This is a genomic window from Bradyrhizobium sp. USDA 241 (assembly GCF_049739505.1).
Taxonomy (GTDB): Bacteria; Pseudomonadota; Alphaproteobacteria; order Rhizobiales; family Xanthobacteraceae; genus Bradyrhizobium; species Bradyrhizobium liaoningense.
The window spans coordinates 1,959,414-1,979,979 of sequence record NZ_JBMGPZ010000005.1 but is presented as its reverse complement, the minus strand read 5'-3'; the positions used below and the strand labels follow the sequence as shown (position 1 = coordinate 1,979,979).

The following is a 20,566-nucleotide window of genomic DNA, read 5'->3' as shown; positions in this document are numbered from 1 at the left end:
CCGCGTTCGCTGCGGGTCCCCATCAGGCCCATGGGGCGAACAATCAGGATGATGACCAGCAGAAGATAAGGAATGATCGGCGCGACCTGTGCGATTGTGACGTTCCAGATGTCGGAAAGAGCGGAAGGTCCCCCCGCTGAATCGAGCGGACCGAAGACGCTGGCCAGCGAGCCATTCAACGCCACTGCAAAAGTCTGCACCAGGCCAATGACGAGCGAGGCGACGAAGGCGCCGGGCAAGGAGCCGAGGCCGCCGAACACGATGACCACGAACAGGATCGGCCCGAGCGCGGCCGCCATGTCGGACTGCGTCACCAGCGCCGGTCCCGCAATGACACCGGCAAGGCCTGCCAGCGCGCTGCCCACGCCAAACACCACCATGAACACGCGCCCCACATTGTGGCCGAGGTGTCCGACCATGTGAGGATGCGTCAGCGCCGCCTGCACGATCAGGCCGACCCTGGTACGCCGCAGCACCAGCAGGAGCGCGACGAAGATGACCACCGATACCGCGAGCATGAATATCTTGTAGGCGGGATAGTTGGTGGAGAAGATCGTGAAGGCCGGGAAGTCAAGCAGCGTCGGCACGCGATAGTCGACCGGGCTCCTGCCCCAGATCATTGCGACGATCTCTTCGATCGCGAATGCGAGGCCAAAGGTCAGCAGCAATTCCGCGACATGGCCATGCTTGTGCGTGTTGCGCAGTCCGTAGCGCTCGACCGCCATGCCGATCGCGCCGACCAGGAGCGGGGCGAGCACGAAAGCCGGCCAGAACCCGATCCATTTCGTCAATTGAAAGCCGAAGAAGGCGCCGAGCATGTAGAAGCTGGCATGGGCGAAGTTGAGCACGCCCATCATGCTGAAGATGACCGTTAGCCCGCTCGACAGCAGAAACAGCAGCATGCCGAACAGCACACCGTTCAGGGTCGAAATGACAATGAGTTCTAGCACAGCGTACTCGTGAACTATCCGAGGCAGGGCCCCGGTTTCCATCCAGGAAGCATTTCGGCCGCCGCCTGCCCGCGACGAGAGTGCCGCGGGCCGGCGGCGTGTGTGGCCTTTACGGTCGCGCCATCTTGCAGGTCGTGGAGACCATGGCCTGCGGGGTATCGACCTTGCTGACCAGGTGCCAGCCCCAGCCGGTGTTCTCCTCGTCGAACGGCTCGTTCGCGGCAAGCTTGCCGAAGGAGGAGATGTAGATTGGCTGGAAGAACTGATGGTCGTCCTTGCGCATGAAGCCGGTACCGCCATCCAGGACCTCGAACTTCAGGTCCTCGAGCGCCGCCCCCACCTTCACGGGCTCAACCGAGTTGGCCTTCTCGGCCGCGGCCTTGAACATGCGCATCTCGTTGACCGCACGCGGATACCAAAGCGACATGTTGACCTTGGCACGGAAGGCCTTCTCGTAATCCATCGCGGGCTGGTGGCCCGAATTGGCAAAACCTTCCGTTAGCTGGAATACCTGATGGTCGAGACCCGTCTGCTTGATCGCGGTCGGCCCACCGGCGCCACCGGCATAGTAAGTGTACCAATTGACCTTCAGACCAGCATCGGCGGCGGCCTTGAGCAGCAGCGCGATGTCCTGCCCCCAGTTGCCTGTAATGACGCTGTCGGCACCCGAAGCCTTGATCTTGGCGATGTAGGGCGAGAAATCCGTGACCTTCAGCAGCGGATGCAGTTCGTCGCCGACAATCTGGACATCAGGCCGCTTCGCCGTCAACATCTTGCGCGCATCGCTGCGTACCGACTGACCAAACGAATAGTCCTGGTTGATCAGGTACACCTTCTTGATCGAAGCGACGTCCTTGATGTAGTTCGTCAGCGCCTCCATCTTGATGTCGGAGCTGGCATCCCAGCGGAAATGCCAGTAGCTGCACTTCTCGTTGGTCATGGCCGGATCGACGGCCGCATAGTTGAAGTAGAGCACTTCCTTGCCGGGATTGCGCGTGTTGTACTTCGTGACGAAATCCTCGAGCGCCAGGCCGACGGACGAGCCATTGCCCTGTGTGATGTAGCGAACAGAGCTGGCCCCGGTTGTTTGGACAGCGCCCCGCTGGATTTAAGTGGATTCCTGCCGGGTTATGCTGAACGCGGGGCTTTACGGTTTTGTCGTTGCGTCGGGAGGGCGTAGCCCGACCAGAGCGACGACAAAACCGTCGGCGACGGTCATGCGGCCATCACCATAGCTTGCGTGCCGAAGTAAGCCTCGTCGGGCGTGCGCCCGTCAAGGCTCGAGTGAGGGCGTCCCTGATTGTAGAAGGCCAGATACTTGGCAATTGACGCTCGCGCCTCGGACACGCTGTCGTAGGCGCGGAGATATACTTCTTCGTATTTGACCGTGCGCCAGAGCCGCTCGACAAACACGTTGTCGCGCCAGGCGCCCTTGCCGTCCATGCTGATGGCGATCTTCGCGTCCAGCAGCACATCGGTGAACTCGAGGCTGGTGAACTGGCTGCCCTGATCCGTGTTGAAAATCTCGGGCCTGCCGTGCTTCGCCAACGCCTCCTGGACCGCTTCGACGCAGAAGGCCGCCTCCATTGTGATCGAGACGCGATGGGCCAGGACCCGTCGGCTGAACACATCGACGACCGCCGCGAGATAGACGAAGCCACGCCGCATCGGAATGTAGGTGATGTCCATTGCCCACGCATGGTCGGGCCGCTCGATCTTCAATCCGCGCAACAGGTACGGGTAGATCTTGTGACCCGGAGCCGGCTTGCTCGTGTTCGGGCGACGATAGACCGCCTCGATCCCCATGCGCTTCATCAGCGTCGCGATGTGGCGGCGACCGGCGTATACGCCCTCCCGCCGCAGCAACGATCGCAGCATACGCGCTCCCGCGAAGGGATAATCGAGATGCAGCTCATCGAGCCGACGCATCAAGGCAAGGTCCTCGGCCGAAACTGGCCGAGGTTCATAGTAGACCGTGCTGCGAGCCAGCTTCAGGACCTTCGCCTGGCGCACGATAGAAAGATCATGATCGCGGTCGATCATCGCTTTGCGCTCAGCAGGCCCGCCTTGGTGAGCGCGCCGGACAAAAAATCGTTTTCCAACGCCAGCTCGCCGATCTTGGCATGTAACGCCTTCAAATCGACCGGCGTCTCGGCCGATGTCTTGTCATGCCCAAACACGCCGGCGGCGCCTTCCAGGAGCTGGTTTTTCCAGATCGTGATCTGGGTTCGGATGAACATCAAACAGTTGCGCCAGCTCCGCCAGTGTCTTGTCGCCTTTGACCGCAGCCAAAGCAACCTTCGCCTTGAATGCCGGAGAATGCGTCCGGCGGCTCTTCTTCGTCATCTTCGCTCCTGATTCGCAGCAAGAATCCTCGCCGCTGTCAGGCAGAAAATCCACTCAAGCTACTGTCCGAATTTGCGGGGCCAGCTCTGCCGCGGTCGCGGATACTGCGGATCAGCTCGACGAAGCGGTGCGTCTCCGAGGCGTTCATGCCGGAGACGGGCTCGTCGAGCAGCAGCATCGACGGTTCGGCCGCGAGCGCCAGCGCGACGCCGACCAGGCGCTGCTCGCCATAGGACAGCGAGCCGGCCGCATCGTGCGCACGGCGTTCGAGACCGACCCATTCGAGCAGCTCGCTCGCCCGCTGCCGCAGCCGGCGCTCGGAGGCGCGGGCGCCGGGCAGGCCGAGGATGGCATCGAGCAGCCGCACCCGGCCTTGGCGATGCAGGCCGATCAGGAGATTGTCGTAGACGGTGTCGTTGGGGAATACGCTGGTGCGCTGGAAGGTGCGGATCAGGCCGAGATCGGCGATCTGGTGCGGCTTCAAACCGGCGAGCGCAGTGTTGCGATAGGTCACGCGGCCGGCGCTCGGCGTCAGGAAGCCGGTCATGACGTTGAAGGCGGTGGTCTTGCCGGCGCCGTTCGGCCCGATCAGGCTGACGATCTCGCCCTCCCCGACCGTAAAACTCATGTCGGAGATTGCGACCAGGCCGCCAAAGCGGACCGCCACCTGATCGATCGTCATGGCAGTGCTGCGCGCCGTCATCACGCCGGCTCCTTCGCAGCGGTCTCGGCCAGAGCGACGGGCGACAGCGCCGTACGTCCGTTCCGTCGCCGCCTAAATCGCTGCGCGAGCGACGGCACGATGCCACGCGGGAGCATGAACAGGATGGCGATCAGCACGCCACCATAAGCGATCCACTGCGCTTCCGGCGCCATGACCGGCCGCAGCGCGACGGGAAGCAGCCCGAAGATCAGGCCGCCGACGACGGGCCCAGCCAGCGAACCTTTGCCGCCGCTGATCACCATGATCACCATGGTGACGGTGTTGATGAAGGCGAATACTTCGGGATCGATGATCCGGATGTAGTGCGCATAGAGGCTGCCGGCCGCACCCGCGATCGCCGCCGAGATCACCGCCGCGATCGTCAGCGTCCTGGTCACGTCGATGCCGACGGAGACCGCCAGCGTCTCGTTCTCCATCAGCCCGCGCATCGCGCGGCCGAAATGCGAATGAACGAGGCGCGCGATCAGGAGATAGGCGATGAGCGCGACGACCAGCACGAGATAGTAGTTCTGCAGCTTGGTGCGCAGCGTCAGCTCGCCAAGGCCCGGCAATGGCAGCGCGATCGAGGGAATGTTGGTCAGCGCCAGCGGCCCCTGCGTCAGCTCGACCCAGTTCAGCGCGACCAGCCGGACGACCTCGGCGAAGGAGATCGTCACGATGACGAAATAGGCGCCGCGAACGCGGAACGAGAGCAGCCCGACGAAATAGCCACACAATCCGGCGACCAGGATCGCAAGCACGAAGCCCGCGATCGGCGGCCAGGGCGCGTGGACCAGGCGGACGTCTCCGGGCAGGCCGACGTCGAAACCGAGCGACGTCAGCGCGCTGACATAGGCGCCGATGCCGAAGAAGGCGATGTGACCGAGGCTCAGCTGGCCGGTGAAGCCGAGCAGCAAATTGAGGCTCATTGCGCCGATGACGAAGATCCCGGTCGTGATCAGCGCATTCAGGAGATAGGGATCGCGCAGCCAGAGCGGGACCGAGGCAAGCGCGGCGACGGCGAGAATGGTGATGGCGGTCCTCATCCGACGCGCTCCGCGCGCGCGAACAGGCCGGTCGGCCGGAAGATCAGCACCGCGATGATGATCAGGAAGCCCATGGCATCGCGATAGCCGGACGAGACGTAGCCGGCGCCGAGCTCCTCGGCGAGCGCCAGGATGAAGCCGCCGATCACGGCGCCCGTGATGTTGCCGAGGCCGCCGAGGATGACGATGGCGAAGGCCTTCACCGCGGCGAGATCGCCCATTTGCGGGAAGATCACGTAGACCGGCCCGAGCAGCGCGCCCGCGGCGGCCGCCAGGCTGGAGCCGATCGCGAAGGTCGAGGTGTAGATCATGTCGACATTGACGCCCATCAGCGAAGCCGTGTCGTGGTCCTGGAACGTCGCCCGCATCGCGCGGCCGAGGCTGGTCTTGTTGATCAGGAGATACGTCACGAGGATCAAGAGGGCCGCGGCGGCGAGAACGAACAGCCGCAGCCAGGAGACCGACACCGGTCCGAGCACCAGCGGCGCCTCGGGAAACGGCGTCGTCACCGATTTGGCGACCCCGCCCCAGATCCACAGCGTGCCCGACTGCATCGCGATCCAGGCGCCGATCATCACCAGCATGGTGGTGTCGATGTCGGAGCCGCGCAGCGGCCGCAGCAAGGTCAATTCGATCGCCGCACCCAGCAGCCATCCGGCCAGCACGGCCACGGGCAAAGCGAGGAAGAAGTTCAGCCCGAGCTGCTGCACCACGATGAACATGATGTAGGCGCCGAACGTGTACAGCACGCCATGCGTGAAGTTCACGACGTTCATGATGCCGAAGATCAAGGTCAGCCCGATGCCCAGCAGCGCATAGGTGCCGCCGAGCACGAGCATGTTGATCAGATGCTGGAGGAATTCGCTCAAGACCGTTCCCGAGTCACGCGTGGTAAGTTAGGGCTATCGCATATGGCTTTCTTGAAAGACCGAGCGCGCGCCTCGTCCTTCGAGACGACCGCTTCGCGGTCCCTCAGGATGAGGCTAAGCGGCACCGGTGCCTGCCAAATCAGCCGCCACATACGCCGCCCTCATCCTGAGGGCCCGCCGGAGGCGGGCGTCTCGAAGGATGCGCCGCATGGGAGACGTCACCATATGCGATTGCCCTGCCAGTGATTTAAAGCGTCTTCATCTCGATCTTGCCGTCGGCGATCTCGATCAGATAGACGTTCGGCTGGCTCTGTCCGCTCTCCTTGCCCTCGGGGCCGGACTTGCGGAACACGATGTCGCCGTTGAGGCCCTTCACCTTGATGTCCCAGAACGCCGCCTTGATCGCCGCAGGCTCGGCCTTTCCGGCCTTCTCGATCGCCGCCGCCACGGTGCGGATGCCATCATAACCGCGGAAGCTTTCGGTGCAGCCGGCGAAGTCGAAGCCGCGCTTCTTCCATTCCGCGATGAAATAGCTCGTGGCTTCCGGGTTCGGCGTCTTGTCCGGGAACCAGGGCAGGAACGTGGTCAGATGCATGGTGCCGTTAGCGGCAGCTCCCGCCTGGGCGATGATCTGGTCCGGGTTCTGCGAGCCGCCGGTGGTGATGATGCGCTTCTTCAGGCCCAGCGCCGCGGCCTGCTTGAAGATCAGGGTCAGCTGATCCACGGCGGTGGTGACGATGACCGTCTCGGAATCCGAGCTCTTGATCTTGGAGAGCTGCGCGCTCATGTCCTGCGCGCCCTGGTCCATGGTCTCGACCAGGCCGATGCTGATGCCCTTCTCCTTCATCATCTTGCTGAAATCCTCGGCAGTGCCGCGGCCCCAGTCGTTGTTGATGACGAGGAAGTCGACCTTCTTCAGCGCGAGCTTGTCGACGATACCCTTGAACGCCGCAGCCTCGATCGCCGAGGGCGGCGAGATGCGGAAGATGAAGGGATTGCCCGTCGTCGTGATCTTGCCCGAGGACGAGGTCTCCACCACCATCGGCGTCTCATACTCCATCAGCTTCGGCATCACCGCGAGCGTCAGGCTCGAGCCCCAGGCGCCCATCAGCACCGGCACCTTGTCGCTGGTGATCAGCTTCTCGGCGACAGCAGCAGCTTCCGTCGGGTTGCTCTTGTTGTCCTCGACTACGAGTTCGATCTTCTTGCCGAGGATGCCGCCCTTGGCGTTGATCTCGTCGGCGGCGATCTTGGCGCCGTTGACGACGTAAGTGCCTGACGCCGCGAACGCACCGGTAAGCGGCTCGTTGACGCCGATCTTGATGGTCTGCGCCCCGGCCGTGCCGCCGATCAGGGTCGTCGCCAGCGCGATTGTCCGAACCAATTCGAATGCTCGTGTCATGTTGTCTCTCCAAATCCAACGCTGTTGATGTCTTAAGTCAGTCCAGGCTTCGTCACTCCCGGTGTACAAGCACACCGTCACCCCGCTCCGCTTCGGTTCCCAAAGATGCGGGCAAGCCACGCGCGCAATACGTCCGACGCAATCGACCAGAAGCTCAGCTCCGCCGGCGTCCCCGGCCCGGGCGTGAGGCCGGACATCCGGCGATCGAGATTGGCGGCGAAGTCCGCGACCAGGCGTTTGGCGAGATCGCGCACCAGGCCGGGACGGCCGACCTGGGCCAGCATTCCCGTCAGCGTGTAGCCGATCGACAGTTCGACGGCCGTCGCGGCGCCGCCGTCGAGCGGAAGCAGGCGGTAACGGATCTCGCCTTGCGTCGCCGAGCGGCTGCGCGGGTCGGTGCCGATGCCGACGATGCGTCCGGACAGTGTGTCGGGATCACGCTCGACGCGCGCGGCGCCTTCGAAGGCCGCGGTGATCGGCCCGAGCTTGACGCGGATTGCCCCCTGCACGCGCTCCGGCGTCGGCGCCGATGTCAGCGATACGCCTGGGAGGCAAGATGCAATGGCGGCGATATCCTCAAACATCGCAAACACCTTTACCGGCGGATGCGGCAGCGTGAAACACTGGCCGAGAACGGTCGCCGGGGTGAAATCGGGAATGGTGCCGCGCGCGACGCTCTCGGACGCCGGAGCCGCCACCGTGTGCGCAGGCTGCGGGTCGTATCGGCCGGATTGAGCGCGCCCCGAGCCGGCCGGACCAAGGACGGTCCTGCCGCCATCGGCCAGCGGCGCGATCTTGCGCGCGCGCCTCGCCTCGATCACGGACTGCACCGCGCGCACGATGCCGACATAGCCGGTGCAGCGGCAGAGATTGCCGCTGAGACCGACGCGAATGCGCCGCTCGTCGGCATCGGGCAGGCGCAGCACGAGGTCGCGGGCGGAGACCAGCATCCCCGGCGTGCAATAGCCGCATTGCAGCGCATGCTCGCGGGTGAAGGCGGCACGCAGCTCGGTCGTAACCTCGTCCTCGTCGAGGCCCTCGATCGTGGTGACATCGGCGCCCTCGCAGGCCGCCGCATAGGTGATGCAGGAGCGCGCCGGCACACCGTCGAGCAGCACGGTGCAGGCGCCGCAGACGCCGTGCTCGCAGCCGAGATGGGTGCCGGTCAGGTCGAGCTTGTCGCGAACGAAATCCGCAAGGCTGGTACGCGGCTCAGCCGACAGCTCCACAGCGCGGCGATTGACGTGAAGCGCGATCGTGCTCATGCCGCGGCCTCCTGGACGGCGCGCTTCAACACGCTGACATGGATATGGCGCTGCGCGGCGTCGTCGATGCCGGCCTTGGCCAGGAGAGCGTCGGCAACGCGGACATCGAAGCGCTGCTTGTAGTCGGCCGCGATGCGGCCGCCGAACAGCTCGGCGGCGTCGGTGATGACGATGGGAGTCGTGTCGATCGCGCCGATCACGATGCGCGCCGAAGCCGCGGCGGGATCGATCAGGACGGCGCCGATGGCATGGGCGAACTCGCCGGTCTTGCGGCAGCTCTTGGCATAGCCCCAATGCGCCGAGGCCGATCGCGCCGGCACATGGACCGCCTCGACGATCTCGCCCGCGTGCAGCGCAGATTCCAGCGCACCTACCACGAACGTCTCGACGGGCATCGTGCGCACACCGGCAAGACTGCGCAACGTCACCCGCGCGCCCAAAGCGGCAAGTGCCGAAATCCAGTCCGCGGCGGGATCGGCATGGCTGAGCGAACCGCCGATCGTGCCGCGGTTGCGCACGGCGCGATAGGCGATGTTGGCCGCCACGCCGCGCATGGCGCCGCGGGTCACGTCGGCCGTGCGCCCGTCTTCGATGTCGGCATGGGTGACCAGGGCCCCGAGCACGAGCTCGCCGCCGGAAATCTCGGCACGCTTGAGCTCGGCAAGGCCGGAAATATCCACGATCAGCTCCGGCTGCACCAGCCGCAGATTGAGCATCGGCCCGAGCGACTGGCCGCCGGCGATGATTTTGGCCGACCCGCTGCCGGCTGCCAGCATCGAGAGTGCTGCCGTGAGATCGCGTGGGCGTTCATAGGCGAAGGGAGCGGGCTTCATGCCGCACTCCTTTCGGCCGCGCGCGCGGCCAGCACAGCCGCGACGATCCGGTGCGGCGTGATCGGCGACTGCATCAGCTCGACGCCGAGCGGGCGCAGCGCGTCGTTGACGGCATTGGCGATCGCGGCCGGCGGGGCGATCGCACCGCCCTCGCCGATGCCCTTGACGCCGAACTGCGTATAAGGCGACGGCGTCTCCATGTGGTCGAGACGCGCGGCGGGAACCTCGGTCGGCCCGGGCAGCAGATAGTCGGCAAGCGTCGTCGCCAGCGGCTGGCCGGAGGCGTCGAACGGCATCTCCTCGTATAGCGCGGTGCCGATGCCTTGCGCGAGGCCGCCATAGATCTGGCCGTCGACGACGAGCGGATTGACCAGCACGCCGCCGTCCTCGACGATCACGTAGTCGAGGATCTCGACCTCACCAAGATCAGGATCGATCGCGACCACCGCCGCATGCGCGGCGTAGCTGAAGGTGCCGCTGTCACGCACCGGCTTGTAGCCTTGCGTCACCTCAAGCCCGCCGGGATCGACGTCGGCCGGCAGATCCTGCGGGCGGCGGTACCAGGTGTGGGCGATCGCCTTCAGGCTGACGCTGCCATTGACGCCGCGCACCTCGCCGTTCTGCAACACCACCGAAGCAGGATCATGCTGCAACAGCTTGGCGCCGATGCGCCGGGCGCGTTCGCCGAGCTCGCGGCACGCGGTCGCGACCGCACCACCCGCCATCACCATCGAGCGCGAGCCCCAGGTGCCGGTCGAATAGGGCGTCATCGCGGTGTCGCCGAGGATGACGCGGATCTTCGCGACATCCACGCCGAGGATCTCGTGCGCGACCTGGGCGAGCGTGGTCTCCATGCCCTGCCCGTGCGAATGCACGCCGACGCGCAATTCGAGGCCGCCGTCCGGCGTCAATCGTGCGGAAGCCTGCTCATGGCCCGGCACCATCGGGATGCCCCAGCCGGAATAGACGGACGTGCCGTGCGCGGCCTGCTCGCAATAGATGGAGACGCCGACGCCGAGACGGCGGCCGTCGGCCTCACCCTTGCGCTGGCGGCCGCGTATGGCATCGATATCGATCTGTGCCAGCGCGCGGCGCATCGCCTCCGGATAGTCGCCGCTGTCAAAATGCTTCCTTGTGATGTTGTCGAACGGCATCTGCTCCGGCCGCACCAGATTGCGCAGCCGGACCTCGCCGGGCTCCAGCCCGGCCTCCGCCGCCACGAGGTCGAGCATCAATTCCAGCGCGAAGCAGACGCCGGTGCGCGCCACGCCGCGATAGGGCAGGATCGGGCATTTGTTGGTGGCGACCGAGAAGGTGCGGCAGCGATAGGCCGGCATCTTGTAAGGACCCGGCAGGATGCTCGCGACCTGCGCGGCCTCAAGGCAGGCCGAGAACGGATAGGACGAGTAGGCGCCGGAATCCACGGTCGCTTCGCAGTCGATGCCGCGCAGCGTGCCGTCGCGGTCGGCATATACCGTGATCCTGTAATGGTGCTCTCGGCAATTGGAGCTGGCGACCAGATGCTCGCGGCGATCCTCGATCCAGCGCACCGGGGGGCCGCAGCGCATCGTCAGCCAGGACAGGCAGACCTCTTCGGGCAGCAAAATGCCCTTGTGACCGAACCCGCCGCCGACGTCGGGCGAGATGACGCGGATCTGGCCCTCCTCCATGCCGAGGCATTCGGCAAGACCGCTGCGCGTGATGTGGGGCATCTGCGCTGCGGAATGCAGCGTCAGCTGGTCGAGCCTCGGATCGAACGTCGCGACCACGCCGCGGCCTTCGAGCGGCGACATGCACTGCCGCGCAGTCGAGATCTCGCGCGTTACCTTGATCGGCGCATCCAGCGCGGCCGAGATGTCGACCTCGTAATTGGTCTCCAGGAAGACATTGTCGCCCCAATGCTCGTGCACCAGCGCCGAACCGGGCTCGCGCGCCTTCAGCATGTCGTAGACCGCGGGCAGCTCTTCGAGATCCAACGTCACGGAGGCCGCGATGTCCTCCGCTTCGGCGCGTGTCGGCGCAAGGCACATCGCGACGAGTTCGCCGACCTGCCGGACCTTGCCGGTGGCGAGCACCGGCTGCTCGGAAATCTTGAAGCCGGGAAGCCCTGAGACCGCGCGGATGGGCTTGATGCCGTCGAGATCGGCCGCCGTGAACACGCTGCCGCGATGGCGTTCCGGCACATGAATCCCGCGGATGCGTGCATGCGCCAGCGGGCTGCGCACGAAGGCGACATCCTGGAGGCCGGCGAGCCTGATGTCGCCGACATACTGGCCGCGGCCGCGCATCAGGCGATCGTCCTCCTTCCGAGGCAGCCGTGCGCCCACGCCCTGCCCGGACCTGCCCGAAGGAAATTCTCGCTCGTTGCGCACGCCGGCGTTCTCCTTCACCGCCCGCCCTTATGCCGCGACAGCTTGCGGCAGGATCGGCGCGACCGCCTCGAAGCGCGTGCCGGCGCGCAGGCAGAAGGCCGGCTGCAGCAGGCGCTCGGCGATCACCTCGTTCTTCTCATTGTCCTTGAGGACGAAGCGGCCGTTCTGCTCCGAGAGCACGGAGACATCGGCATCCATACCGACCTTGAGCGCACCGATCTCCCCGCTACGGCCCAGCATCCTGGCGGGATTGGAGGTGACCATCGGCACCACCTGCTCAAGCGACAGGCCGAGGGCCATCATTGAGCTCATCGCCTGGACCAGGCTGAACTTGGCCTGGCCTGCGAACGGATGATTCTCCTCGTCCTCGTGCTGGTCGGGCGTCCCGGCCGGCGCGGGCACGTGGGTGTTGTAGCCGTGAATGTCGGCGCCAAGCGTGGTCGGAACGATGCCGGCGGCGATCGCCTTCTTCGCGAGCCGGTAGGAGAAATGGCTGCCGTGACCGACGTCGACCTTCAGGCCGCGGTCGAGCGCAGCCTGGATCACCGGGTGCACCTCGCCCTCGCGATTGACGAAACCGCCGGGATGGCGCGTGAAGGGATGGGCGAGAATGTCGCCCTCGCGCAAGAGCGGAATGACACGCGTCAGGATCGTGTCGGCATCCTCGCCGTTGGCTCCGCTCTCGGGCAGGCCCCAGAGCTGGCCGAAATGCACGTAGACCGGCAGATCGGCGCGCTTGCCGATCTCCGCCGCCATCTCGATGACGCGGATGCCCCAGCGCGCGAAGCCGCCGATCTCGGCGTGCGCCTTGATGCCGCGCACGATGTCGAGATTGGCGGTCGCCGCCTTGACGGTCGCGTCGACGTCGACGCCGTCGGGGCTGTAGAGCTGCGGATAGAAATGCCCCTCGAGTCCGCCGACGAGATAGGCGGACAGGAACGCGTAGACGCGCGAGGCGGCGGGCTCCGCGATGAAGTGACGGAAGCCGGGCAGCGTCATGCAGGACGGACCGCCCTGGTCGATTAGCGTCGTCACACCCGACTGCACGCCGACCATGTCGGGATTCATGCCGAAGCGGCCGGAGACATATTGATAGACATGGGCGTGGGTGTCGATCAGCCCGGGCAGCACCAGCTTGCCGCCGACGTCGACGACCTCCCTGGCGCTGGTCGGCAGAATGTCGGATGCGACCGCCGCGATCTTGCCGTTGCGGATGGCGACGTCCTTGAGGCCATCGACGCCGGAAGCCGGACAGATCACGCGACCGCCTCGCAGCAGAAGGTCGAAGCTGGCAGTGACGGACATGATGCTCTCCTCTTCTTGCGCGGGCGACGGCTTCGTCCCCTCGAATTACGAAGCATGCTTCGTATTTTGACATTACGAAGCATGCTTCGCATTTTGACAAAAGCAAGCATCGTGCCATGATCCCGATGTGGCAGGCGCACTCGAATCGAGCTAAGCGCGGCAGGGTTTCGGCTTGGGAGAGTGTGCATTGCGGCAGGCGAAGACACGTCGCGGCGGGACGAGGCACCGCCCCTGGCCCTTGTCGGAACGGCCCGGCTATCTGATCCGCCGGCTGCACCAGATCCACGTCGCGCTGTTTCAGGAGGCCTGCGGCGAATTCGAGGTCACGCCGCTGCAATACAGCCTGCTCTCGGCGCTGGCGGTGCGTGAAACCGCCGATCAGACCACTTTGGCGGCCGATATCGCCCTCGATCGCACCACGACGACCGGCGCCTTGAAACGGCTCGCCGCCCGAAATCTGGTCGAGCGCGCGGTGAACAAGGACGATCGCCGGGCCCGGCTGTGCCGACTGACACCAGCTGGAGCCGCGCTGCTGGTCAAGATCGAGGGCGCGGCGCGGCGGGCGCATCGTGCGACGCTCGGCGATTTGAGCCAGCGGGAGCAGGCGCTTTTCATCGACATGATGCAGCGCATCGTGGCCGGCCATCCCAGTCGCGACAGCGCTGCTGCCCTATTCGACTAGGAGCCGTTGCTGCGCTTTTGAGTTGGGCTGCTCAATTTATCATCGTGCCGCTGCCCGGCCGAGCAACATCGCCCGCCTCTCACCGGCGCGCCAGACGTGCCGAAGCGTACTCACGCGCAAGATGGGCCTGCGCTTGAAAACGCAGTCGCATCCGGCGCGACGCGCATGACCTCCGGCATTGACGCCCGCCCGCTCGGCCGCTCCGCAATTCCATGGCACGATTTATGCTGCAACGATGCGAAGCGTGCTTCGTATTGGGGGATGTCATGACGGATTCCGAACTTCGCGCTGATATTCACAGCATCGAGCCAATTCCCGACGCGGACCGGGACTCCACCGGGCCGCAGCAGATGTGGATCTGGGCCGGCGCCAACATCGCGCCGGTCAACTGGGCGCTCGGCGCGCTCGGCATCATTCTCAAGCTCGGCCTGATGGAGACCATCGCGGTCATCGTGCTCGGCAACATCGTCGGCTGCGCGATCTTCGCGACCTTCACGGTGATGGGGCACAAGACCGGCGTCAACCAGATGGTGCTGAGCCGGTCCGCGTTCGGCGTGCGCGGCGCCTATCTGCCGAGCATCCTGATGTTCCTGATGACGCTGGGCTGGATCGGCGTGAACACCTACTTCCCGGTGAAGGTCTCGATGGGCATCCTCGGCCAGTTCGGTATTCCCGACACATGGCTGGTCCAGCTCGTCGTCATCACGCTGGTGATGGCGGTGCAGGTGCTGATCGGCGTCTACGGCTTCTACGCGATCCGCACCTTCGAGAAATACACGGTGCCGCCGACCATCGCCATCATGGTGCTGATGAGCGTGCTGGCATGGACGCGGCCCGGCGTCGTCAACTGGAACCTGACCACCTCGCTGCCGCCCGGCGCGCATCTTGCGATGCTGACGATGCTGACGACCGCGATCGGCGTCGGCTGGGGCATCTCCTGGGTGACCTGGGCCTCCGACTATTCGCGCTTCGTGCCGAGAAGCGTGCCGTCCAAATCCGTGTTCTGGTACAGCTATGTCGGCATGTTCGTGCCGACGGTCTGGCTCGGCATTCTCGGCGCGACGATCGCCTCGACGACGCTGGACACGGACCCCGCCAAGATGGTCAGCGCGGTGTTCGGCGGTCCCGTCAGCATCCTCGTCCTGCTGATGGTGCTGCACGGCCCGATCGCCACCAACATCCTCAACGTCTATTCGGCGGCGCTGGCGGCGCTGAGCGCGGGGCTGAAACTCTCGCGCTTCTGGCTCCCCGTCATCGTCGGCGTCGCCGGCTATCTGGTCACCCTCTACTTCATCTTCGCGCCGTCGTTCGCGAAGGCGTTCGACCATTGGATGATCAGCCTGCTGTTGTGGATGAGCCCGTGGGCCGGCGTGGTGCTCGCCGACTTCTTCATCAAGCGTAAGGGCAAGATCGAGGTGGCCGAGCTCTACCGGTCGCCGGAGACCAGCGCCTATGGCGACATCAACTGGGCCGGCATGATCGCGTTCTTCGCCGGCCTCGTCGCCGGCTGGCTGGTGCAGGACGGTCTCGTCGAGGCGCTGCAGGGACCGATCTCAATCAACCTGCTCGGCGGTGCCGATCTGAGCTGGCTGTTCGGAATTGGAGTCGCAGGCCTCGTCTATCTTGCGCTCGGCAAGTTCGCGACCTCACCGTCATCGGTCGTCGCGAGCAGTGCTGGCAGGTAGCGAGAGGACACGGACCGCGTCCCGCGATCAGTCCTTCTGGCGAAGCCTCACGATCATGTCGCCGGGCACAAGTGCCTCGGCGGCGTGGGGGCGCAGTCGCCACAAGCTCTCGCCATCGACCAGCGGCGGCATGGGAAGGGCGTGGTCGGCGAAGTTGGCGACGATCTGCAGGACGTCGCCCCTCTCGGTCTGCCAGCGCACATCCAGGCCGCCCGTGCGGGGATCGGCGCCCAACAATTGTCGCTGCGCCAAAACGAAACCCCGCTTGATGAGCGGTACGATCTTCTCACGCCGTATCGTCAACAACCGCGCTGTCAGCGCTCGAAACCTCGCGCCGGCGGGAGATTGGTCGATGCTCGTCCAGTCCAGCTTGGAGGCCAGGAAGGTTCCTTCGTCGCACGGGTCCGGAATTCTGGCGCGCGTTTCGGGGGTCGCGAAAGCCTTGAAGTGCGAAAACTCCCTGCGGCGGCCGTCCCGTGTCAGCTCGGCCGCTTCGCCCGTCCAGTCTGCAAAGAACAGGAACGGCGTGTCGGCTGCCGCTTCCTCGCCCATGAACAGCATCGGAATATGCGGGCTCAGCAGAACCAGCGCCAGGGCGAGCTCCAGCTTTTCCGGGCCGACCAATCGGGACAGCCGCTCCCCGAAGGCGCGGTTGCCGACCTGGTCGTGGTTCTGGGCGAAGAAGATGGTCGCTTCGGGCGGCAGATGAGCACTCGGCTCGCCGCGCGGCTCCTGGTGCAGAGGAAAGACTTCGCCCTGATAGGCAAAGCCTTCGGTCAGGGATCGCGCGAGATGTTCGAGCGGCTTGTCTGCGAAGGCCCGGTAATAGCCTTCGTTCTCGCCCGTGAGCAGGACGTGGAGCGCGTTGTGGAAATCGTCGCCCCACTGCGCGTCGTAATAGCTCGCGCGTCCCTGCGAACGCGCGAGCAGGTGCGCCTGGTTGGCCTCGTTCTCCAGCATAAGATGGACGTGCCGGCCCACCAGCTGACTGCGCACGGTCTCGGCGAGCTCGCTCAGGAAATGCCGGTCGGAATCGTCCTTCAGCGCGTGGACCGCGTCGAACCGCAGACCGTCGAACCCGTAGTCGCGCAGCCACATCAGGGCATTCTCGATCAGGAACTCGCGCACGAACGCACCGTCGTGACCTTCGAGGTTGACGGCAGGCCCCCAGCCTGTGGTGTGGCGCGCCGTGAAGAAATTTTCCGCATAGAGGTGCAGATAGTTCAGCTGCGGCCCGAAATGATTGTAGACGACATCGAGATAAACCATGATGTCGAGAGCGTGCGCGGCCGTGAGCAGCCGCTTGAGGTCCTCCGGCCGGCCATAGCGGGCATTCGGCGCGTTCAGGAGCACGCCGTCATAGCCCCAATTGTGCCGGCCGGGGACGTCGTTGAGCGGCATCAGCTCGATGGCGGTGATGCCGAGATCGCGCAGATAAGGCAGCCGCTTCTCGACGCCGGCATAGGTGCCCTCCTCGCTGAAGGTGCCGACATGCAGCTCGTAGATCACGGCCTCCGCCCAGGGACGGCCCGGATAGAGAACCGGGTCCCTCAGCGCGGCCGTATCGATCACCTCGCTGGGCGCACCGACGTCGTCCGGCTGGAAGAACGAGGCGGGATCGGGAACGACGAGGTCTTCGTTGATCCTGAACTGATAGCGCGTGCCGGCGCGCGCGGTTGGGCTCAGCAGCTGATACCAGCCGTCGTCGTCGCGCGGCATCCTGCGGGCCGGCTGGCCGACTTCGAGCAATTCGACCGATCGGGCCGTGGGCGCCCATAGGTTGAACGAGACCCCATGATCGACGATCTGAGGACCATGGCGCCGACTTTGCTCGGCCGTTCCCAGTCTGTGCCTCAAACCCGTCCCCTTTCACCCGCATGCCCCGTGCGTCGGCATGCTTCGATATCGCTTGCACCCGTCCGGACCACAAAGCGGAGCTGAGTGCGTTCGTTCCTCCGCGGCGTCGACGCCGGACATTTGCTGCACGTGGAGGAACGGAATCAGCGGCGCGACGGTTACCCTCGTACACAGGAGCTGTTCGCCATGCGCCGCCCGAAGCCGCAAGCCATCCGTAACAAACTGGACCTGACCGACCGCAGCCAGGTGCGCCTCCTCAGGAAGCGCCTCGGACTGTCGGACGCGGAGCTGACCGTGATCGTCGGGCGGATGGGCAACTCGATTCCGGCCATCAGCAAGGAAGCAGCTCAGCAAAGAGCCAACGCGCTGCCCAAGCCCGCCGACGTGGCGCCTGCCGCCGTGATCGCTTCGGCGACCGCCGGCGAGCAGACCACGGCCGAGGTCGCAGCGACTGCGCCGTCATCCTGACGGACTATTCGGGGGGGAAGGATGGACCAACCAGTACATTCGGACGACGCCCTGACACGGGCGGCCTCGAGCCTGCGCCGCACCCGGATCACCGAGGGCAGACCATTCCCACTCGGCGCAACTTGGGATGGGCTCGGCGTCAATTTCGCGCTGTTCTCGGCCCACGCCACCAAGGTTGAACTCTGCCTGTTCGACGACACCGGTGAAACCGAGCTCGAGCGCATCGAGCTTCCCGAATATACCGACGAGGTCTGGCATGGCTATCTGCCCTCCGCCCGCCCCGGCACCGTCTACGGCTACCGCGTCCATGGTCCTTACGAACCCGACGCCGGCCACCGCTTCAATCCCAACAAGCTCGTGCTCGATCCCTACGCCAGGCAGCTGGTCGGCCAGCTCCGCTGGGGACCGGAGCTGTTCGGCTACCAGCTCGACCATGCCGACAAGGATCTCTCCTACGACGAACGCGACAGCGCGCCCTTGATGCAGAAGTGCCGCGTGATCGATCCCGCCTTCACCTGGGGCGCGGCACGCAAGCCGGAAGTGCCTTGGGAGCGAACGATCGTCTACGAGATGCACGTCAAGGGGTTTACCCAGCTGCATCCGCTGGTGCCGGAAGCCGACCGCGGCACGTTCTCGGGCCTGGCACATTCCGAAGTCCCGGCCTATCTACGCTCGCTCGGCATCACCAGCGCCGAGTTGCTGCCGATCCATGCCTTCGTCGACGACAGCTATCTGGTCGAGAAAGGCCTGCGCAACTACTGGGGCTACAATTCCATCGCCTTCTTCGCGCCTGATCCGCGTTACCTCAAGACGCCGTCCGCGAACGAGTTCAAGGCCATGGTCAACCAGTTTCACGCCCATGGCATCGAGATCATTCTCGACGTCGTCTACAATCACACCTCGGAAGGCAACGAGCTCGGCCCGACCCTGTCGTTCAAGGGCATCGACAATGCCAGCTACTACCGCCTGCTGCCGGACAAGAAGCGCTACTACATCAACGACACCGGCACGGGGAACACCGTCAATCTTTCGCATCAGCGCGTGCTGCAACTCGTCGCCGATTCCTTGCGCTACTGGGCGACCGAGATGCGGGTCGACGGCTTCCGCTTCGACCTCGCCACCATTCTGGCGCGCGAACCGTATGGCTTCGATGAGGGCGGCGGCTTCCTCGACGCCTGCCGCCAGGATCCCGTGCTCTCCAGCGTCAAGCTGATCGCAGAGCCCTGGGATATCGGACCCGGTGGCTACCAGGTCGGTCGGTTTCCGCCCGGTTGGGCGGAGTGGAACGACAAGTTCAGGGACACGGTGCGCGCCTTCTGGAAGGGCGACCCGGGCACGCTGGCCGACTTTGCCAAGCGCGTATCGGGATCCGGCGACCTCTTCAACAAGCGCGGACGGCGGCCCTGGGCCAGCGTCAACTTCGTCACGGCCCATGACGGCTTCAACCTGAACGATCTCGTCTCCTACAACGACAAGCACAACGAGGCGAATGGCGAGGACAATCGCGACGGTCACAGCAACAATCATTCCTGGAACTGTGGCGCCGAGGGACCGACCGACGACCCCGAGATCACCGCGCTGCGCGAGCGCCAGAAGCGGAATCTGCTCGCGACGATGCTGCTCTCCCACGGCACGCCGATGCTGCTCGCCGGCGACGAGTTCGGGCACACCCAGAATGGCAACAACAACGCCTACGCCCAGGACAACGAGACCACTTGGCTCGACTGGATGGGTATCACCGCGAACGGCCGCAGCCTTCGCGAATTCGCCCGCAAGCTGATTGCGACCCGCAAGGCGTTTCCGATCCTCTACCGCAGCCGCTTCCTGGTCGGCTCGCAAAACGAGGAACTCGACGTCAAGGACGTGACCTGGCTGTCGCCATCCGGCGAGGAGATGACGACCGAGCAATGGCAGGACGGCAATGCCAAATGCTTCGGGATGCTGCTCGACGGCCGCGCGCAGGAGACCGGGATCAAGCGTCGGGGCTCGGATGCGACCATGCTGCTGGTCTACAACGCGCATCATGACGTCGTGAACTTCACCCTGCCGGAGGTCACCGACGGGCGCAGCTGGCTGAGCCTGATCGACACCAATAGGCCTGACGCGCCCATGGCCGAATTCGAGTTCGGGCACGCCTACGCGGTGACCGGGCGATCCCTGCTGATGTTGGGCCTTGCCAACGATAACATCGCGACGCGCCGCCTGCGGCAAGGTCTCGGCGCCCTGCTGGACATCGCCGACACACCTCTGCCGGGCTAAAGCGCAATGCGATTGGGATGAATCGTCATCGCGCTTCAGGTTGTTGTTTGAGCATGATCTTTTCGGAAAACCGCGGTGCACTTTTCCGGATCATGCTTTAGACTATCGTCCGCAGCACGCCATGGACTGCGGGATGCCGGGGACAAGCATGCTGGTGAAGTCTCCGAGGCGGGGACTGATCAGGCATCTTTCTTCCGGTTGGGTCGTCGCTGCAGCCATCCTGCGCACCGAGCTTTGGAACGCCCGGTCACGTGTCGCGTTCAGTGTCGAATTGGAGGTTCGCGATGAGACCTTTGTTGATAGCTGCCGCCACGCTGTCGATCCTGACGAGCTTCGGCTTTTCGAGCGCCGCGCTTGCACAAGATCGCTACTGCCTCCAGGGCCGGATCTGGGGCTATCCAGGCAATTGCCAGTTCGCCAGTTACGCTCAATGCATGGCAACCGCATCGGGAACGAACGCCTATTGCGGCATCAATCCCCGCTACGCCTATGCGCGCCGTTACAGAGGATACCGGTGACTTCCA

At 65.0% G+C, this 20,566-nt stretch carries 14 protein-coding genes and 3 pseudogenes; 5 read left to right on the top strand and 12 right to left on the bottom strand.

Annotation, left to right across the window (positions count from 1 at the left end):
- Nucleotides 1–11: 11 nt before the first annotated feature.
- The 11 genes and pseudogenes from ABIF91_RS31245 to ABIF91_RS31195 form a co-directional block, all read right to left on the bottom strand.
- A pseudogene (locus ABIF91_RS31245) lies at nucleotides 12–950 on the bottom strand (branched-chain amino acid ABC transporter permease); the annotation flags it as partial.
- Nucleotides 951–1,059: 109 nt separating this feature from the next.
- A pseudogene (locus tag ABIF91_RS31240) lies at nucleotides 1,060–2,019 on the bottom strand (ABC transporter substrate-binding protein); the annotation flags it as partial.
- A 146-nt stretch (nucleotides 2,020–2,165) separates the two neighbouring features.
- A pseudogene (locus ABIF91_RS31235) lies at nucleotides 2,166–3,296 on the bottom strand (IS3-like element ISRj2 family transposase).
- A gap of 37 nt (nucleotides 3,297–3,333) precedes the next feature.
- Nucleotides 3,334–3,999 (bottom strand): ABC transporter ATP-binding protein, encoded by a 666-nt coding sequence (locus tag ABIF91_RS31230; RefSeq protein WP_424579577.1) that lies wholly within the window; start codon nucleotides 3,997–3,999, stop codon nucleotides 3,334–3,336.
- Nucleotides 3,999–5,045: a branched-chain amino acid ABC transporter permease gene (locus tag ABIF91_RS31225; protein ID WP_028176799.1), complete on the bottom strand. Its 1,047-nt coding sequence runs from the start codon at nucleotides 5,043–5,045 to the stop codon at nucleotides 3,999–4,001. The genes ABIF91_RS31230 and ABIF91_RS31225 overlap by 1 nt, the downstream gene beginning before the upstream one ends.
- Nucleotides 5,042–5,914: a branched-chain amino acid ABC transporter permease gene (locus ABIF91_RS31220; RefSeq protein ID WP_028176798.1), complete on the bottom strand. Its 873-nt coding sequence runs from the start codon at nucleotides 5,912–5,914 to the stop codon at nucleotides 5,042–5,044. Before ABIF91_RS31220 ends, ABIF91_RS31225 begins: the two co-directional genes overlap by 4 nt.
- 247 nt (nucleotides 5,915–6,161) lie before the next feature.
- Nucleotides 6,162–7,316 carry an ABC transporter substrate-binding protein gene (locus tag ABIF91_RS31215; protein ID WP_028176797.1) on the bottom strand — a complete coding sequence of 385 codons (1,155 nt, stop codon included), beginning with the start codon at nucleotides 7,314–7,316 and terminating at the stop codon, nucleotides 6,162–6,164.
- Nucleotides 7,317–7,393: 77 nt separating this feature from the next.
- Complete coding sequence (locus ABIF91_RS31210; protein ID WP_028176796.1) at nucleotides 7,394–8,581, bottom strand: xanthine dehydrogenase family Fe-S subunit; 1,188 nt, start codon at nucleotides 8,579–8,581, stop codon at nucleotides 7,394–7,396.
- Nucleotides 8,578–9,414, bottom strand: a complete 837-nt coding sequence (locus ABIF91_RS31205; RefSeq protein WP_035676577.1) for an FAD binding domain-containing protein — start codon at nucleotides 9,412–9,414, stop codon at nucleotides 8,578–8,580. The genes ABIF91_RS31210 and ABIF91_RS31205 overlap by 4 nt, the downstream gene beginning before the upstream one ends.
- A complete protein-coding gene (locus tag ABIF91_RS31200) occupies nucleotides 9,411–11,804 on the bottom strand; it encodes a xanthine dehydrogenase family protein molybdopterin-binding subunit (protein ID WP_035696903.1) in 2,394 nt (797 codons plus the stop codon). The genes ABIF91_RS31205 and ABIF91_RS31200 overlap by 4 nt, the downstream gene beginning before the upstream one ends.
- Before the next feature lie 9 nt (nucleotides 11,805–11,813).
- Nucleotides 11,814–13,091: an amidohydrolase/deacetylase family metallohydrolase gene (locus ABIF91_RS31195; protein ID WP_028176793.1), complete on the bottom strand. Its 1,278-nt coding sequence runs from the start codon at nucleotides 13,089–13,091 to the stop codon at nucleotides 11,814–11,816.
- A 187-nt stretch (nucleotides 13,092–13,278) separates the two neighbouring features.
- Between ABIF91_RS31195 and ABIF91_RS31190 the strand changes: the two genes are divergently transcribed.
- Together ABIF91_RS31190 and ABIF91_RS31185 are read left to right on the top strand one after the other, a co-directional pair.
- On the top strand, nucleotides 13,279–13,773 hold the full coding sequence (locus tag ABIF91_RS31190) for a MarR family winged helix-turn-helix transcriptional regulator (RefSeq protein WP_028176792.1): 495 nt from the start codon (nucleotides 13,279–13,281) through the stop codon (nucleotides 13,771–13,773).
- Nucleotides 13,774–14,039: 266 nt separating this feature from the next.
- On the top strand, nucleotides 14,040–15,458 hold the full coding sequence (locus tag ABIF91_RS31185) for a cytosine permease (RefSeq protein ID WP_424579576.1): 1,419 nt from the start codon (nucleotides 14,040–14,042) through the stop codon (nucleotides 15,456–15,458).
- Nucleotides 15,459–15,485: 27 nt separating this feature from the next.
- Here ABIF91_RS31185 and treZ read toward each other — a convergent pair whose 3' ends face one another.
- On the bottom strand, nucleotides 15,486–17,315 hold the full coding sequence (gene treZ / locus ABIF91_RS31180) for a malto-oligosyltrehalose trehalohydrolase (RefSeq protein ID WP_244430223.1): 1,830 nt from the start codon (nucleotides 17,313–17,315) through the stop codon (nucleotides 15,486–15,488).
- A gap of 186 nt (nucleotides 17,316–17,501) precedes the next feature.
- Between treZ and ABIF91_RS31175 the strand changes: the two genes are divergently transcribed.
- The 3 genes from ABIF91_RS31175 to ABIF91_RS31165 all read left to right on the top strand — a co-directional run bounded on the left by ABIF91_RS31175 (nucleotide 17,502) and on the right by ABIF91_RS31165 (nucleotide 20,560).
- Complete coding sequence (locus ABIF91_RS31175) at nucleotides 17,502–17,783, top strand: DUF3606 domain-containing protein (RefSeq protein WP_028176789.1); 282 nt, start codon at nucleotides 17,502–17,504, stop codon at nucleotides 17,781–17,783.
- Between the two features lie 21 nt (nucleotides 17,784–17,804).
- A complete protein-coding gene (gene glgX / locus ABIF91_RS31170; RefSeq protein WP_028176788.1) occupies nucleotides 17,805–20,042 on the top strand; it encodes a glycogen debranching protein GlgX in 2,238 nt (745 codons plus the stop codon).
- A gap of 284 nt (nucleotides 20,043–20,326) precedes the next feature.
- The gene (locus ABIF91_RS31165; protein WP_028176787.1) at nucleotides 20,327–20,560 is read left to right on the top strand and encodes a DUF3551 domain-containing protein; all 234 of its coding nucleotides are present in this window, start codon (nucleotides 20,327–20,329) and stop codon (nucleotides 20,558–20,560) included.
- Nucleotides 20,561–20,566 lie beyond the last annotated feature (6 nt).